General features: G+C 59.8%; 14 protein-coding genes. 13 read left to right on the top strand and 1 reads right to left on the bottom strand.

Going from position 1 to position 13,888, the window contains the following annotated elements:
- The first annotated feature begins 54 nt into the window (after nucleotides 1-54).
- The 12 genes from NSND_RS08800 (at nucleotide 55) to NSND_RS08745 (ending at nucleotide 13,025) form a co-directional block, all read left to right on the top strand.
- Entirely contained in the window at nucleotides 55-705 is a 651-nt protein-coding gene (locus NSND_RS08800; protein ID WP_235000209.1) for an O-methyltransferase, read from the top strand.
- Nucleotides 706-764: 59 nt separating this feature from the next.
- Nucleotides 765-1,679 (top strand): DMT family transporter, encoded by a 915-nt coding sequence (locus tag NSND_RS08795; RefSeq protein WP_080878664.1) that lies wholly within the window; start codon nucleotides 765-767, stop codon nucleotides 1,677-1,679.
- A gap of 248 nt (nucleotides 1,680-1,927) precedes the next feature.
- Entirely contained in the window at nucleotides 1,928-3,028 is a 1,101-nt protein-coding gene (locus NSND_RS08790) for a Gfo/Idh/MocA family protein (RefSeq protein ID WP_080878663.1), read from the top strand.
- A 369-nt stretch (nucleotides 3,029-3,397) separates the two neighbouring features.
- The gene (locus NSND_RS08785; protein WP_235000208.1) at nucleotides 3,398-4,243 is read left to right on the top strand and encodes a DUF5672 family protein; all 846 of its coding nucleotides are present in this window, start codon (nucleotides 3,398-3,400) and stop codon (nucleotides 4,241-4,243) included.
- A 311-nt stretch (nucleotides 4,244-4,554) separates the two neighbouring features.
- Nucleotides 4,555-8,577 (top strand): PAS domain S-box protein, encoded by a 4,023-nt coding sequence (locus tag NSND_RS08780; RefSeq protein ID WP_080878662.1) that lies wholly within the window; start codon nucleotides 4,555-4,557, stop codon nucleotides 8,575-8,577.
- A 14-nt stretch (nucleotides 8,578-8,591) separates the two neighbouring features.
- A complete protein-coding gene (locus tag NSND_RS08775; RefSeq protein WP_080878661.1) occupies nucleotides 8,592-9,986 on the top strand; it encodes a sigma-54-dependent transcriptional regulator in 1,395 nt (464 codons plus the stop codon).
- 383 nt (nucleotides 9,987-10,369) lie between these two features.
- Nucleotides 10,370-10,636 carry a hypothetical protein gene (locus NSND_RS08770; RefSeq protein WP_080878660.1) on the top strand — a complete coding sequence of 89 codons (267 nt, stop codon included), beginning with the start codon at nucleotides 10,370-10,372 and terminating at the stop codon, nucleotides 10,634-10,636.
- A 16-nt stretch (nucleotides 10,637-10,652) separates the two neighbouring features.
- Nucleotides 10,653-10,973 carry a response regulator transcription factor gene (locus tag NSND_RS08765; RefSeq protein WP_080878659.1) on the top strand — a complete coding sequence of 107 codons (321 nt, stop codon included), beginning with the start codon at nucleotides 10,653-10,655 and terminating at the stop codon, nucleotides 10,971-10,973.
- 149 nt (nucleotides 10,974-11,122) lie between these two features.
- Nucleotides 11,123-11,515, top strand: coding sequence for a nuclear transport factor 2 family protein (locus NSND_RS08760; protein ID WP_080878658.1), 393 nt, complete (start codon nucleotides 11,123-11,125; stop codon nucleotides 11,513-11,515).
- A gap of 22 nt (nucleotides 11,516-11,537) precedes the next feature.
- Nucleotides 11,538-11,945, top strand: a complete 408-nt coding sequence (locus NSND_RS08755) for a hypothetical protein (protein ID WP_080878657.1) — start codon at nucleotides 11,538-11,540, stop codon at nucleotides 11,943-11,945.
- A gap of 418 nt (nucleotides 11,946-12,363) precedes the next feature.
- Nucleotides 12,364-12,609, top strand: coding sequence for a hypothetical protein (locus tag NSND_RS08750; RefSeq protein WP_080878656.1), 246 nt, complete (start codon nucleotides 12,364-12,366; stop codon nucleotides 12,607-12,609).
- 59 nt (nucleotides 12,610-12,668) lie between these two features.
- Nucleotides 12,669-13,025 (top strand): response regulator transcription factor, encoded by a 357-nt coding sequence (locus tag NSND_RS08745; RefSeq protein ID WP_080878655.1) that lies wholly within the window; start codon nucleotides 12,669-12,671, stop codon nucleotides 13,023-13,025.
- An 83-nt stretch (nucleotides 13,026-13,108) separates the two neighbouring features.
- Here NSND_RS08745 and NSND_RS08740 read toward each other — a convergent pair whose 3' ends face one another.
- Complete coding sequence (locus tag NSND_RS08740) at nucleotides 13,109-13,345, bottom strand: hypothetical protein (RefSeq protein ID WP_143833477.1); 237 nt, start codon at nucleotides 13,343-13,345, stop codon at nucleotides 13,109-13,111.
- 252 nt (nucleotides 13,346-13,597) lie between these two features.
- On the opposite strand from NSND_RS08740, the gene NSND_RS08735 reads away from it, so the two are divergent.
- Nucleotides 13,598-13,852, top strand: a complete 255-nt coding sequence (locus NSND_RS08735; protein ID WP_080878653.1) for a CBU_0592 family membrane protein — start codon at nucleotides 13,598-13,600, stop codon at nucleotides 13,850-13,852.
- Nucleotides 13,853-13,888 lie beyond the last annotated feature (36 nt).

Here is a 13,888-nt window from a genome sequence, read left to right as displayed (position 1 = left end):
ATGATCCCGCGGCCGGTGCGAATTGTCGCACAACTCTCTGCCGGAGTGAAACCAATGACCGATCTCGTGTTGCCGAAAATTGATGCCTACGCGGCGGCCTATTCATTGCCCGAAACTCCCGTCCGCCGCGCGCTTCGCGAGGAGACCGAACGGACGATGGAGTTTGCGCGTATGCTGGTGGGGCCCCTCGAAGGGGCGTTCTTGCATATGATGACCCGCCTGGTGCAGGCCACGCGAGTGCTGGAAATCGGCATGTTCACGGGCTATAGCGCACTGTGTTTCGCGGAAGCGCTGCCCGAGCAGGGGCAGGTCACGACGTGCGAAGTCGATGACGCGTCCGCGGCGGTTGCTCGACGGTTTTTTGCGCAATCCCCCCATGGTCGAAAGGTCGAGATCCGTATGGGGCCGGCTTTGGAGACGATGGCGGGACTCACGGGCCCTTTTGATCTCATTTTTATCGACGCCGACAAACTCAACTACGTGAATTACTATCGCCGCGCGATGGAGTTGTTGTCCCCGCGCGGGGTCATTCTCATCGACAATGTGTTGTGGGACGGCGACGTGTTGCTCGAACCGCCGCCTGACGACCGTACTGCTGCAATTCAGGAACTCAACCGGGTCGTCAGGACAGACCAGCGGGTGTCTGCTGTGTTGGCGACCATCCGGGACGGTATTTGGATCATCACCCCGACACCATTCGCCTAGCATCCGGTGCTCGCGGCCCGTGGCAACCCACGTGTGTCGTCGATTGAGGAATTGCGTCCATGCAGAAACCATCGGTATTCGCCGCCTATGCCGCGTTGACCACCTCGGCGCTGGTTTGGGGCGGGTCCATTGTGGGACAGAAGCTGGCGCTTGGCGCGTTTTCGGCAGTAGAAACGTCCTTGCTGCGCGGCTTCGGCGCGCTGGTGATCCTGATTCCTCTGTGGTGGTGGAGCGAGGGCGGTCGTACGACATGGACTGCTCGCGATCTCAGGCTGTTGATGCTGCTGGGGCTCGGGGTGTTGGGCAATCATCTTCTGACCCTCTTCGGCCTACGGTATATCGGCGCAGCGACCGCCGGCGTCATTATCGGCGCCAGCCCGGCCATTACGGCGTTGCTGTCGTCTCTTCTCGTGCGAGACATTCCATTCAACACGGTGGCGGCCGGTTGTGCGGTCTCCTTTGCCGGAGTCGCACTCGTGTCCGGTGTCGGAGGGGAGGCGCCGAGCGGGGACAATCCCTGGCTGGGCGGCACACTGGTGTTGTTGGGATTGGTGAGTTGGGCGTTGTATTCCATCGGTGGTCGCCAGGTGATGGAGCGGCTCTCTCCGCTCACCGTCAACTGGACAACGCTGCTGCTGTCCCTCTTGTTGCAGATTCCTCTGCTGTGGACCGATCAGAAGTTGCTGTTGACCGGAGCGAGTGTGGTCCCGGTCTCCGGGTGGGTGGCTTTAGGGTATCTGATCGTGTTCGCTACGGCATTGGGGCAGCAGGCCTGGTTGTACGGGGTGCAAGGGGTGGGTCCTTCGCGGGCCGGCGTGTTCGTGAATCTCATCCCGGTATCGGCTCTGCTTCTGTCTGCGCTGGTGTTGGGTGAGGCGATCGGCGTCCGCGAGATCGTGGGCATTGCGCTCATCCTGGCCGGTGTCTGGTTGGTCGGTTGGCAATCGGCCCGACTCAAACACGCCGGCGGATAGCTTCTTCCCGCCGCATAAACAGGTACAGCATGCGTTTGCGGTGTCATCGGTTCATCTACGCAGTTCTCACTCCCATAAAGCAGCAGTCTCGACACGCCTCCGGTAATCCGCTAGAGTGAACCAGTGAGCCCAGATGCCTGCCATGGCTCTCATCCTGTGTGAGCATACCGTACACGGTTGTCGCCGACCTGTCGCGAGGGGATCTGATTCCGTCGCGTCAGATGTGACATTTTTTGCAAGGTGGCGGAATGACCAAATTAAGAGTGGGCGTTATCGGGGCCGGAGCGTTTGCCGAAAGCTGTCATGTGCCCGGCGTGCAGTCGCATCCGGAAGCGGAGGTTGTGGTCCTCTGTGGGCGAGATTCGGCACGGACCCGCGCGGCGGCGCAGCGGTTGGGTGTGCCGGAAGTATCGCTCGACTATGAGGAGGTTTGCGCACGGCCTGACATCGATGCAGTCACGATTGCAACCCCGAATGTAGTGCACGCCCGTCAGGCCCAGGCCGCATTTGCTGCCGGCAAGCACGTGTTCTGTGAAAAACCCCTCGGGATGAACACGGAGGAAGCAGCTGACATGCTTCGGGCCGCGGAGCCGAGCGGCAAGGTTCACCAGACCGCGTTCACGTATCGCTACTTGTACGGTGTGCAGGAGCTGAAGCGCCGGCTTTTGAACGGGGAGATCGGCGAGCCGTATTATGTGGCGGTGCACTATGATTCCTGGGACGGCTTGAGACCTGGTTCGAAGATTGGTTTTCGCGAACACCTCGATTCCGCCGGAGCCGGGGTATTGTACGACGTTGGGTCCCACCTCTTTGACCTTGTCGGATTTGTGCTCGGGCCGATCGAGGCCGTTTCAGGAAATACCATTCTGGTTCCACGGAAACGGATCGATGCGAGAACCGGCGCGCTCGCTCATGTGGAAACCGACGACATCGCATCGGCGGCGTTTACCTGTCGAGGTGGGATTCAGGGACAGTTGTTTGCGAGTCGCGCGACCCCGAATTCCGGCGACAAAGCGTACATCGAGTTGGTCGGGCGACAGGGAGCCCTGAAGGCTTCATTGAGCCGTGGGTCGGTGGATGTCTTGACAATCTCACGCCCGTCGCAACCCGGCTGGGAAGTCGTACCGTTGCCGGTCCAGGCCTCGGATGGCCAACCTCATTGTCTTTCCCGCATGATGCACAGTTTTGTCGAGGCCTGTCTTCGCGGAAGTTTGAATGGGGAGATCGATGCGTCCTTTCATGACGGACTCGCCGTGCAGCGCGCCATGGATGCGGTGCGACAATCCTCAGCCGAACCCGCTGCAATCTCCCTGAAGGCCGCTTTCGATCCTAGCCCGGACTATTCATGAATACCTGCTCCGGCGTCCGATCCTCCCGCTCGGCGAGGCTGTTCTCGTTCGGCCTCCTCGACGGACTGCCAGTACGCCTGCGTCGGCCTTACGTGCGAGCAGCCTCGGCGGGCTTCCGTCTCGAACGTCTCGCGACGGCATTCATGAATAGTCCGGACTGGGGCCTTCGACGGAGTGGCATAACCTGGCCGATTGTTCATGTGGTGCGGGCCGTTGCGCGGCCTGGCTCGGACAGGGTGCGGCCTGTCACTGCGCATGCATCAGTCGCCCGTCGGTCCTGAGAGGGGCAAGACCACGACCACGATGGAACTGCACGGTATGATCGAAGCGGCTGATGCTGATATTGCCACGTAGGCGAGGTGAGGGCGGATGATGATATCGCAGGACGGTGTGCTCGACAGAGGAAGCGTCGCGGTGGTGGTGCCCGCCTATAACAGGGCGCAATTTACCCCGGACGAAGAAATCTCGTTTCGCCATCTGGAGCATGTTCTCGGCCGGTACGACAAATTTCTGGCGGTGCCGCGGAGTCTGGAGATTGAGCGGCCGGGCTACCAGATTCAACGGTTCGACGACGGCTATTTCGGGAGTGCGATTGCAAATGGGAAACTGATGCTGTCGCCTGCCTTTTACGAGTCGTTCCGGAAGTATCGTTATATTCTCATTTATCAGCTCGATGCCCTGGTGTTTTCGGATCAGTTGTTGGAATGGTGCGCCACTGATGTCGATTATATCGGCGCACCGTGGGTGCAATGTGCCGACAGCCCCTGGGTGGGGACGCCGCGTGTCGGAAACGGCGGGTTGTCTCTCCGAAAAGTCTCGAGTTTTCTGCGCGTGCTCTCGTCGGAACAATATTGGATTCATCCTGATGTGTATTGGCAGCGAGTCGTTTCGGGGACGCCCTGGTACATCCGAGGGGTGTATCTGCCAAGGAAGTGGTTCAAATATATCAAACGGTTCAATGGGGTGAAGCGACAGGTCGCGCAATGGCATCTACGTCCCGATGGAACCAAAAATGAAGATCATTTCTGGTCCGACGAGGCGGTGCGATATGACGATCAGTTTAAGGTCGCCTCGTTCGACATGGGGCTTCGGTTCGCTTTCGAGGTTGTTCCCAGGCATTGCTTTGAGCTCAACAATCGCCGACTACCTTTCGGTTGCCATGCCTGGCCGCGGTATGATCGCGCCTTCTGGGAGCCCTACCTCCTCAAATCGTAGTTCCGTCCCGTTACATCGGTCCGTCAGGCAAGCCCCCTCCGTGATCCGGAGCCGCATGCAGGAGTCGACCGACTCATAACCCCCTTCCCTTCTCCTGGTCTCACATGATGTGATCGCGTGCTTGTCTGCCGTGAACGTGACGGTTTCGCTTTCAACCTCTTCTGATTACTGCTCCAGGGAGTAGGGCCGTACTAGGGCCGATTGCCGGGGTTTACCTCAGTGAGTCATGGGCGTATCTTACCGATGGATTTGGGCGAGACCGACTTGCGAATCCGTTATTCGTGCGGAGTTCGGAGGAGACGATTCTAAGGATGCTGGCTGCGATTTCCCTGGTCACTGCGGGAGTCTTCGTGTTGGATGCGGCGATTCCGCTGGGGCATGGGATGTGGCTTTTGTACCTGTTCCCGCTCTGGCTGAGTTCGCGACTGGCCCCGCCTGCGGCTCCCCTGCGATATGCCTCGGTATGCACGGTCTTACTTGCCGGAGGATTGTGGCTGGCGCCTCCCGGTGTCGATGTGACGACGGTGATGTTCAGTCGTGCCCTGGGTACCGTCGTGATTTGGGGGGCAGCCTACCTGCTGTCGCAGCGGCGTGAAGCCGAGGACGCACTTCGTTCCGCCAATAGTCGTCTGGAGCTGCGAGTGGCGGAGCAGACGAAGAATCTGGTTTCCGCCAACGGCCGGCTGACGGCTCAATTGGCTGAGCAGCGGCAGATAGAGGCCGAGCTGCGCGAGAGTCGGGAGCGGTTCGAACTGGCCGCGGAAGGTGCGGATGTTGGGGTGTGGGAGTGGGATCTGCAGGAACACACCGCCTACTATTCCCCGCGCTGGAAAAGCCAGCTTGGGTGCGCCGAATCGGAAATCGGGGCGACGGTCGCCGACTGGGAGGCGCGTCTTCACCCTGACGATCGCACGCGGGCGCTGGCGACGGTCACGTTGTTTCAGGAAGGATATACCAAACAGTATCGTCTGGACCATCGCCTCCGGCATCACGACGGGTCCTATCGCTGGATCTCTTCGCTGGGCGCGGGAGTATTTGATGAGCAGGGGCGGATGATCCGGATGACCGGCATTCACCTGGATGTCACGGCGAGGACACAGGCTGAGGAGGCGAGACGAGAAAGCGAAGACCGATACCGCGCGTTGGTGGAGCAGGCCGGCGATATCATCTATCGGACCGATGCCGCCGGGAGGTTCACCTACTGTAACCCGACCTCGCTTCGTGTCCTGGGCTATCTTCCGGAGGAGTTGCTCGGTCGGCATTACTTAGAGATCGTGCTGCCGCAGTGCCGTCCGCAAGCCGAGCGGTTCTATGGCCGCCAGTTTATCCGTAAAACGCCCCGTACCGTCTATGAGGTGCCGGTGGCTACCAAGGACGGTCGAGAAGTGTGGTTGGGGCAACATACGCAGCTGTTACTGGAGGGGGGCGTCGTCAGCGGCTTTCAAGTGGTGGCCCGGGATATCACCGAGCGGAAAGGTGTCGAGCAGGCGTTGCGCGAAAGCGAGGAGCGGTTTTCCAAGGCGTTTCACAGCAGTCCGGCCGGGATGGCGATCAGCCGACTTGAGGACGGCCGGGTGCTCGACGTGAATGAGGCGTTCGTGCGGGTGTCCGGATTTTCCCGTGAAGAGCTGATCGGCATGTCCTCGCTCGACATCGGAATCTGGGTGAATCCGGAGGATCGCCGGCACTTGGCCGAGATATTGAGGCGAGACGGGTTTTTGCGACATCTGGAAAAAGAGTTCCGCACGAAATCCGGCGAGGTGCGGCACGGGCTGTTCAATGTCGAGCCGGTCTGCATCGGCCGAGAGACCTGCGTGCTCACCCTCGTGCTGGACATCACGAGACGTACGGAAGCGGAGGCGGCGTTGCGTCGCAGTCAAGCAGTGCTGCAGGCTCACCAACATGCGTTGATGCGGCTGACAAAAAGCCAGCATATCGGGTCGGGAGACTGGCAGTCGGCGCTGGAAGAACTGATGCAGACGTCGGCACTGGTGCTGGCCGTGGATCGGGCGAGTGTCTGGTTGCTGGATCGAACCGGAACCATAATGGACTGTGTGGAACTGTATGAGCAAGGTCAGGCGCGGCATTCACGGGGGCAACGATTGAATGTGGTCGAGTACCCTCGCTACTTCGCCGAATTGCTCCAGGAGCAAGTGGTCGATGCACATGATGTTGCCGCTGATCCGCGCACGAGCGAATTGGTGCAGCCCTATCTCGGGGCTCTCGGAATCGCTTCGTTGTTGGACGTGCCCATTTTCTTCGGCGGTCGATTGGCCGGCGTGGTCTGCCATGAGCGGGTCGGTGTGCCGCGCGAGTGGACGCGAGAAGAAGTGCAGTTCGCCACGTCCGTCGGGAATCTGGTGACCCTGGCCTACGAAGCGAAACAACGGTTGGAGGCTGAAAATGCGCTCATGACGGCGAAGGAGGCGGCCGAGTTCGCGAACCGGGCCAAGAGCGACTTCCTGGCGACCATGAGCCACGAGATCAGGACGCCGATGAATGCGATCGTCGGCATGGCGGATCTGTTGTCGGAAACACCCTTGAACGAGGATCAGCGGGAGTATGTGCAGATTTTTCGCGATGCCGGGAGCAACCTGCTCAGCCTGATCAACGATGTGCTGGATCTGTCAAAAATCGAAGCCGGCCACTTGGATCTGGATTTGGTGGACTTTGATCTCAACGACCTGGTGCAACGGGCGGCTGAACTGGTTGCCGTGCGCGCCAGCGAGAAAAACCTGGAGTTAGCCTACCAGATTCAGCCGGATGTGCCGACGTCGCTGGTGGGCGATCCGAATCGTCTCCGGCAGGTGTTGCTCAACCTGTTGGGCAATGCCATCAAGTTCACCGATGAAGGCGAAGTGGTGTTGCGTGTGGAACGGGACCCGCAGGCGGACGGCCCCGGGACCATCCTGTTTACGGTGCGGGATACCGGCATCGGAATTCCCACAGACAAGTTGACTGCCATCTTCGAACGATTTACCCAGGTGGATTCCTCAACGACCCGGCCGTACAGCGGCACCGGGCTCGGGTTGACGATTTCCCGACGACTGGTTGAGCGGATGGGCGGCAAGATGTGGGTGGACAGCGAACTGGGCAGAGGGAGTACGTTCAGCTTCACGGCCAAGTTTGCTGTGCATGTTCAGCCGGCGCCGGCGGTCCCGCCGGCGCAGTGGGAGCAATTGGCGAGCTTGCGGACCTTGATCGTGGACGACAATGCGACCAACCGCCTGATTGTGCGGGAAACGCTGGCGGGATGGGGCATTCCCGCGGCCGAGGTCCCTGGTGGCGAGGAGGCCCTGTTTGAGCTGCGTCGCGCGTCGAAGGCCGGAGTGCCGTATCGGTTGGTGATCTTGGATGTGCGCATGCCGAAACTCAGCGGGTGGCAGGTCGCGGAGACGGTTGCACGTACTCCGGGCCTGGCAGGAGTATCCATTATCATGTTGACCTCGGAGCGGCGCGCCGGTGACCAGGCGCGAGCCCGTGAGTGCGGGGTGGTGCGCTATCTCACGAAACCGTTTCGACGATCGGATTTGTTCAACGGTATGATGGCGGTGATCGGCAAGGTGGCGTTGGCTGAGGGCAATGCGCTGCTGTCTCAGCCGCCGGATTCGACCGGGGACATGCCGGGGCTGAAGGTCTTGTTGGCCGAAGACTTTGTCGACAACCGCCGCATGATGGAGTTCTATTTTAAATCGACGCCTCATCGGGTTGAGACCGCGGCCAACGGCCAACTTGCCGTCGAGATGTTCCAGCGGGGCTCGTACGACCTGGTTCTGATGGATATTCAGATGCCCGTGCTGGATGGGTATGCCGCGACGAGGGCGATTCGGTCGTGGGAGCAGGCGCAGGGCCGGAGTCCGGTACCGATTCTGGCGCTGACGGCCAATGCGTTGCAGAGTGAAGTCCAGCGGAGTCTGGAGGCGGGGTGTACGACGCATTTGACGAAACCTATCCGAAAGGCCCGCCTGCTGGAAGCCATACAACTGTATTTCCAAACTTCCGTTCCGGTCGTGCCGTCGTCGGCGGATGCGTCAGCCGACACCGTCGTGTTGCAGGTGAGCGCAGAGTTTGAATCCCTGATGCCGGGGTTCCTGGAGCATCGACGGCAGGAACTCATCCAGATTGCGGACGCATTGGATCGAGGAGATTTTGAGACGATTCGCGAGATCGGGCATGGCCTTAAGGGGGCCGGGGGGACCTATGGCCTCGAAGCAATCAGCGCCTATGGACGAGCCTTGGAGACGGCGGCGGGTCAGAAGGACGGCGTGTGCGTTCGCGAGGCGCTCCACAGGCTCACCCGTTTTCTGGAGCGGCTGCAACTGGTCTATGTGTAAGGAGTAAGCAAGCCATGCGTGTCTTGCTGGTGGAAGATCATATCGATATCCGGCGCCTGTTCGAACAGGTCATTGAGGCGCGTGGACATGACGTCACGGCCTGCGCGGACGGCGAGTCGGCCTGGGAGGCCTACAGTCGGCGACCCTATGAACTCGTGCTGCTCGATTGGGAGTTGCGGGGGGGCGGAATGGACGGCCTGCAGGTGTGCCGGACCATCCGATCGAGTCCCGGCGGGGACCGCTGTGTCATTGTCATGATCACCGGGCATGACTCCCCGGAATCCTTGCGTACGGCGCTCCAGGCAGGGGTCAACGACTATCTGGTGAAGCCCGTCGGTGTGGAGTTCTTGAAGCTGCGGTTGACGATCGCGGAGCAGTGGGTGGAGAGTGTGCGACGGCGCTTCGCGGCGGAAGATCAAGCGCAGGCCTTGCAGTCGCAGTTGGCCGATCACGGCAAGTTTCATGACTTGATCGGCCGGAGTCCCGCGATGGTGGTGCTCTACGAAGAGATCCAGAAGGTCGCCGCCGTCGATGCGACCGTGTTGATCGAAGGCGAAACCGGTACGGGAAAAGAATTGGTGGCCCGCGCAATTCATCTCTCCAGCCGCCGCGCGTCCCACACTTTTCTGGCCGTCAATTGCGCCGGGTTTACCGACTCGATTCTGGGCAGCCAGCTCTTCGGTCATAAGAAGGGGGCCTTCACGGGGGCGATCGATAATCAGGAAGGCGTGTTTGAGGCTGCGCAGGGGGGCACCATATTTCTGGATGAGATCGGCGATATTTCCCCCGCCGTGCAGACCAGCCTCCTGCGTGTGCTGCAGGAACGTGAAGTGACCCGGTTGGGAGAATCCAAGCCGCGCAAGGTGGATGTGCGGGTGGTGGTGGCGACACACCACAATCTCGCCGAAGATGTGGAAAAAGGCACGTTCAGACGGGACCTGTTGTATCGCATCAAGGTGGCTCGACTCCAACTCGCCCCGCTCCGGGAACGGCTCACCGACATTCCGTTACTGGTCCATGCCTTCCTCGGACAGTTCCGCTCCGTGATGGAGAAGCCTGTGTTACAGGTGAGTCCGGAAGCGCTGCAGGTCCTCATCAACCATTCGTGGCCCGGCAATGTGCGAGAACTCAAGAGTGCAGTGGAGTCGGCCCTGATTCATTGTAAGGGGACCGTGGTACGGGTGGAGGATCTTCCGCCGGAGGTCCGGAATCCGGAGCCGGCGGCGACCTATGTGCATTTTAAACGCCAGGATGAACGGACTCGCATGGTCGGGGCGCTGCAACAAACGGGCGGCAATCGCTCGGAAGCCGCACGGTTGTTAGGGATGAGCCGGCGAACCTTCTATCGCCGCCTGGCTGAATACGATGTGTCCGCACTGGGTGACGGAGGGGATGCTCCGCTTCAGTGAATCCGCCTCGATTGCGATCTAAATGCGGGGACCTGTACCTCCGCGTCAGATAGATCTTTCCTCTGAATCCACCATTTCCTACTTTCTTCGCCTGACGCGCCATTCCGTGCGCATCAGATTCGGCTTCAGCCTCGCGCGCGGGTGCATGTGTTGAGACTGTGCATCGAGGCACATGGCACAGGTCTGGCACAACGCATTGCGCCATGTCCTTGACGCACGAAATGGATGGATTCTCCATCGATCGGCACAAGTCCCTAGTATTGCTTGATGCTTCGCCCACCATCGCCGATGGCACGATCCTTGATATGAGAAGAAGCATGCGAGCGAGGTGCTACAGGCCATAACGGGTCGAACGACGGGGAGAGGCCAAAGAGGGGACGCATATGGATGTCGCAGGTTTTTTACTCTCATACGATGCGGAGCAGGAAGTGTTGGTGACGATTCAACCCTCGTCCCTGGGTCCCTTCGATCAGCCTGATGTAAAAGAACAGATTGACGGATCTTGGATCGATATGTCGCAAGTGCCGCACCGAACCTGGACGGATCGAAGGAGGGCAGTCGGAGCGGTGCTGACCTATCTGCAAGGGTTGGCGCCGATCTCATCGGGATTTCCGCTCGCGATTCGTGAAGGAATGAAGGGCCAGAACTAGAACCAAGGAGAGCACCATGTGGAGTGAACAGCAGAATGTTGTGCAGGTTGAACGTGAGGCGAATGCGCAGGGCTCGACACCGGGGATCGCGCAGGCGTTGGGCGGAGGCCTGGCGGTCAAACGGCGTCCTGAAGACTTGACTCCTCGCGAACAGGAAATCTTGCAGTTGGTTTGGGCCGGCCTGACGAATCGTACGATCGCGGAGCGGCTGCATATCAGCATCAAGACCGCGGAGGCTCACCGCGCCAATATGATGAAAAAGTTGCGCGTGTCCAACATTGCGCAACTCTTGAAGACCGCGCTGGAAGAGGGGCTGCTCGCCACCCATGCGGGCTGATGGGGTTCGCGGCGGCCTGCGTTCTCGGGGGAAGTCCCACTCCCGGCGGCGCAGCGGCTCCCCGCGAATCCGCCCCCTCACAGCAGAAATGAGGCTCGCGCCGGCGAGGGTGTTTGCAGTAGAATGCCGCACCGTTGCAGGAGCGAGCCGTGGTCGAACAGCGTATCGAAGAAATCACCCGTGCCAATCTCGCCTTTTATGCCGCCTTTGAAAGCCTGGACATGCTCCAGATGGACAAAGTGTGGGCGCATCTCGAATACGTCACCTGCATTCATCCGGGGTGGAGCCTCCGCAGCGACTGGCCGGCGGTGCGCGATTCCTGGGTGCTGATCTTCAACAATACCTTCTCCATGAAATTTGAGCTGTCGGACGTGCAGGTTCAGGTCGCAGGGGACCTGGGGTGGGTCATCTGCACCGAACATCTCACCAGCCGTCAAGACGACCAGCCGGTCGAAACGCGTGTCCTCGCGACCAATCTCTTTGAGCGTATCGGCGACGAGTGGTTGATGATCCATCACCATGGCTCGCCGGTGATGGGCTAGCCCCATCGCTGGGGAGGTCCGGATGTCCGGCGAAGATCGAAGGTCTCTCGGTGTTGGGTGGGTGGCGTTGGGACTCTTCTTCCTCTCCGGCTGTACGACCGTCGCTCAGGTGACGACGTGGTCGGATGAGTCCTGCCGGCAGAAGGTCAAAGACCAGCTTCAATCTATCCTCACGGATGAGGGTGAACAAGGGGATATCGCGAATCGCCTGGCCGTGAATACCACCGTGGTGTTGGCGACCGGTTCTTTGGGCCCCCGCCCCTTCGGTGTCTCTTCGCCCTCCGGCACCGACTATAGTTTCTTCGTGCAGCGTAAAGGTGAGGGGTGTCTCCTGCGCTTGTTCGGCCGCCAGAAGGGGTTTACCCGGTACACCAATAACCTGACCTATATTTCCACGCGTTCCCTTGACGGTTGTGCTTGCGCTGAATGACCGTCGCCTGACGGTTGCGCTTCCAGTTTCCCTGCCGTTCTCTTTGGTTCTGTAAACCGTCGCCCCATCGGTCACGCACAATTCCCTCTCGCCGTCTAGTTCCTCAAGATTCCCCAGTATCCGTTCCTATACGGCAGATGCACGGGGCCAATCTGTCGCCTGAAAGTGTCTCGCGATACTGTCTCACGCTTGAATTTTGGCGCACTCTTGTTTCTTGTGGCACAACTTGTGGCGTTTGGGATAAATCCAGAATTCTTGCTCAACATATTGTTTTATTTTGAACAATATCTATCCGTCGTCACTTGGCACAGCCCTTGATATAGCGGGGATATGTCTCGTAGGGCAAAGACCTTGGGGACTTTGATGGAGACGGGCATTCGAGGGTCCTGAGTGTGCAGAAAAAAAGGGAGGAGTGATCATGATGGTGAAGGGGTTCTTACTCAAAGACAGGGAAGAGCAGGAGTATCTGCTGGCCATTCAACCGGCCACCCACGGCATATTCGAGCGGTTGATTGTCCGCCAAAAGATCGATGGGTCTTGGGTCGAGCTCAATGGGAATGCACAGGGTTCCTGGCAGCCGCGGACACAAGCCATTACCGCTGTGTTGGGGTACCTGCAACGTCTCTGGGACACGTCCAAGCCTGCCTTGGCGCGGGGGAACTAAAGAAAGCGGCATCCTCCGCGAAGTGAAGCATGCGGAAAGGGTGACGAAGGAGGGACTTGATGTTGGCTGAAAAAAAAGACAGCCGGGTAGGGAATCAAGAGGCGACGGAGGACGGGGGCTTCACAACACATCGTCCATCGTCTGACGCTCTTGCACCGGCCGCCGTGAAGCGAAGGCCGGAGGATCTCACGCCACGTGAGTTGGAAATTCTTCGCCTGATCTGGGATGGTCATACCAATCGAAGTCTCGCAGAGCAGCTGAACATCAGCATGAAGACAGCCGATACCCATCGCTCGAACATGATGAAAAAGTTGCGCGCGTGTAATACTGCCCAATTACTTAAAGCGGCGCTGGAGGGAAATCTGCTAGAGACCGACCCGGGCCTGAGGCGTCCCGGTCGGGGAGGCCAACGCTGAGGGCCGACAGCCAGGAGACCGGTTTGAATTGCCCGACCTTCCGTCCGGTGCAGGACAGGAAGGTGCAGGTGAAGCGGGGAGACTTACAAGCCGGGAATGGGGTGGGGCAGGTCTTTGGTGCCGAGGGTCTGGAGCCACTCACCCGCGATCAGATCGCGTTCGTCCATCGTCATGCCGGCATATTTACGAAACATCTGTGGGCCCCGTCGCCGCCTCCACGTGAGGAAGCCGAGAAAGTGATCCTTGCAGATGGCATGGGTGCCTGCCGGCGCATACACTCTCGCCTGACATCCGTCGATTAAACAGCTCTGTCCGCTCATCGGTATCCCCCCTGATTGCCCCAAAGTATGCCGGAGATCGACCTGGAAATGCAATGTGGTGGCCCGGCGAGCGCAGCCTGCCAGACAGGCCGACGCACCGCGCCGGAGTGATGCTCAACCACATCGGCACCAACCCATCAGCGTCTCCTTGCCCGCTTCTTCATGGGGAGTTTCCGCTTGCAATCACATCCAGCAGCCAGGTACCGTACCCCGTTCTCACGCGGCGTCCGGGAAGGAGTGCCCGAGCATACCATGGCGATGCAGGTCATATCGGTGATCGGAGCTCTGATGGTGCTCGTGGCCTATGGCCTCATTCAGGCCGGCACCTGGCGTGAATTGGACGCGGGGTATCTGGCGCTGAACATCCTGGGCTCGTTGCTGCTGGGAATTGTGGCCATCGAAGACCGACGGGTGGGTTTTGTTCTGCTGGAATTCGCGTGGGCCGGCATTGCGCTGGTCGGGGTCGCCCGGGCGATCCGCGCCAGGCGGGCTGCGCGTAGCCTCTAAATCGCCCATACACAATAAACATCGGGCAGTCTTGTA

Origin of the sequence: Nitrospira sp. ND1 (assembly GCF_900170025.1) — a bacterium.
In the GTDB taxonomy this organism is placed as follows: Bacteria; Nitrospirota; Nitrospiria; order Nitrospirales; family Nitrospiraceae; genus Nitrospira_A.
This window is presented reverse-complemented; position numbering and strand designations above follow the sequence as displayed.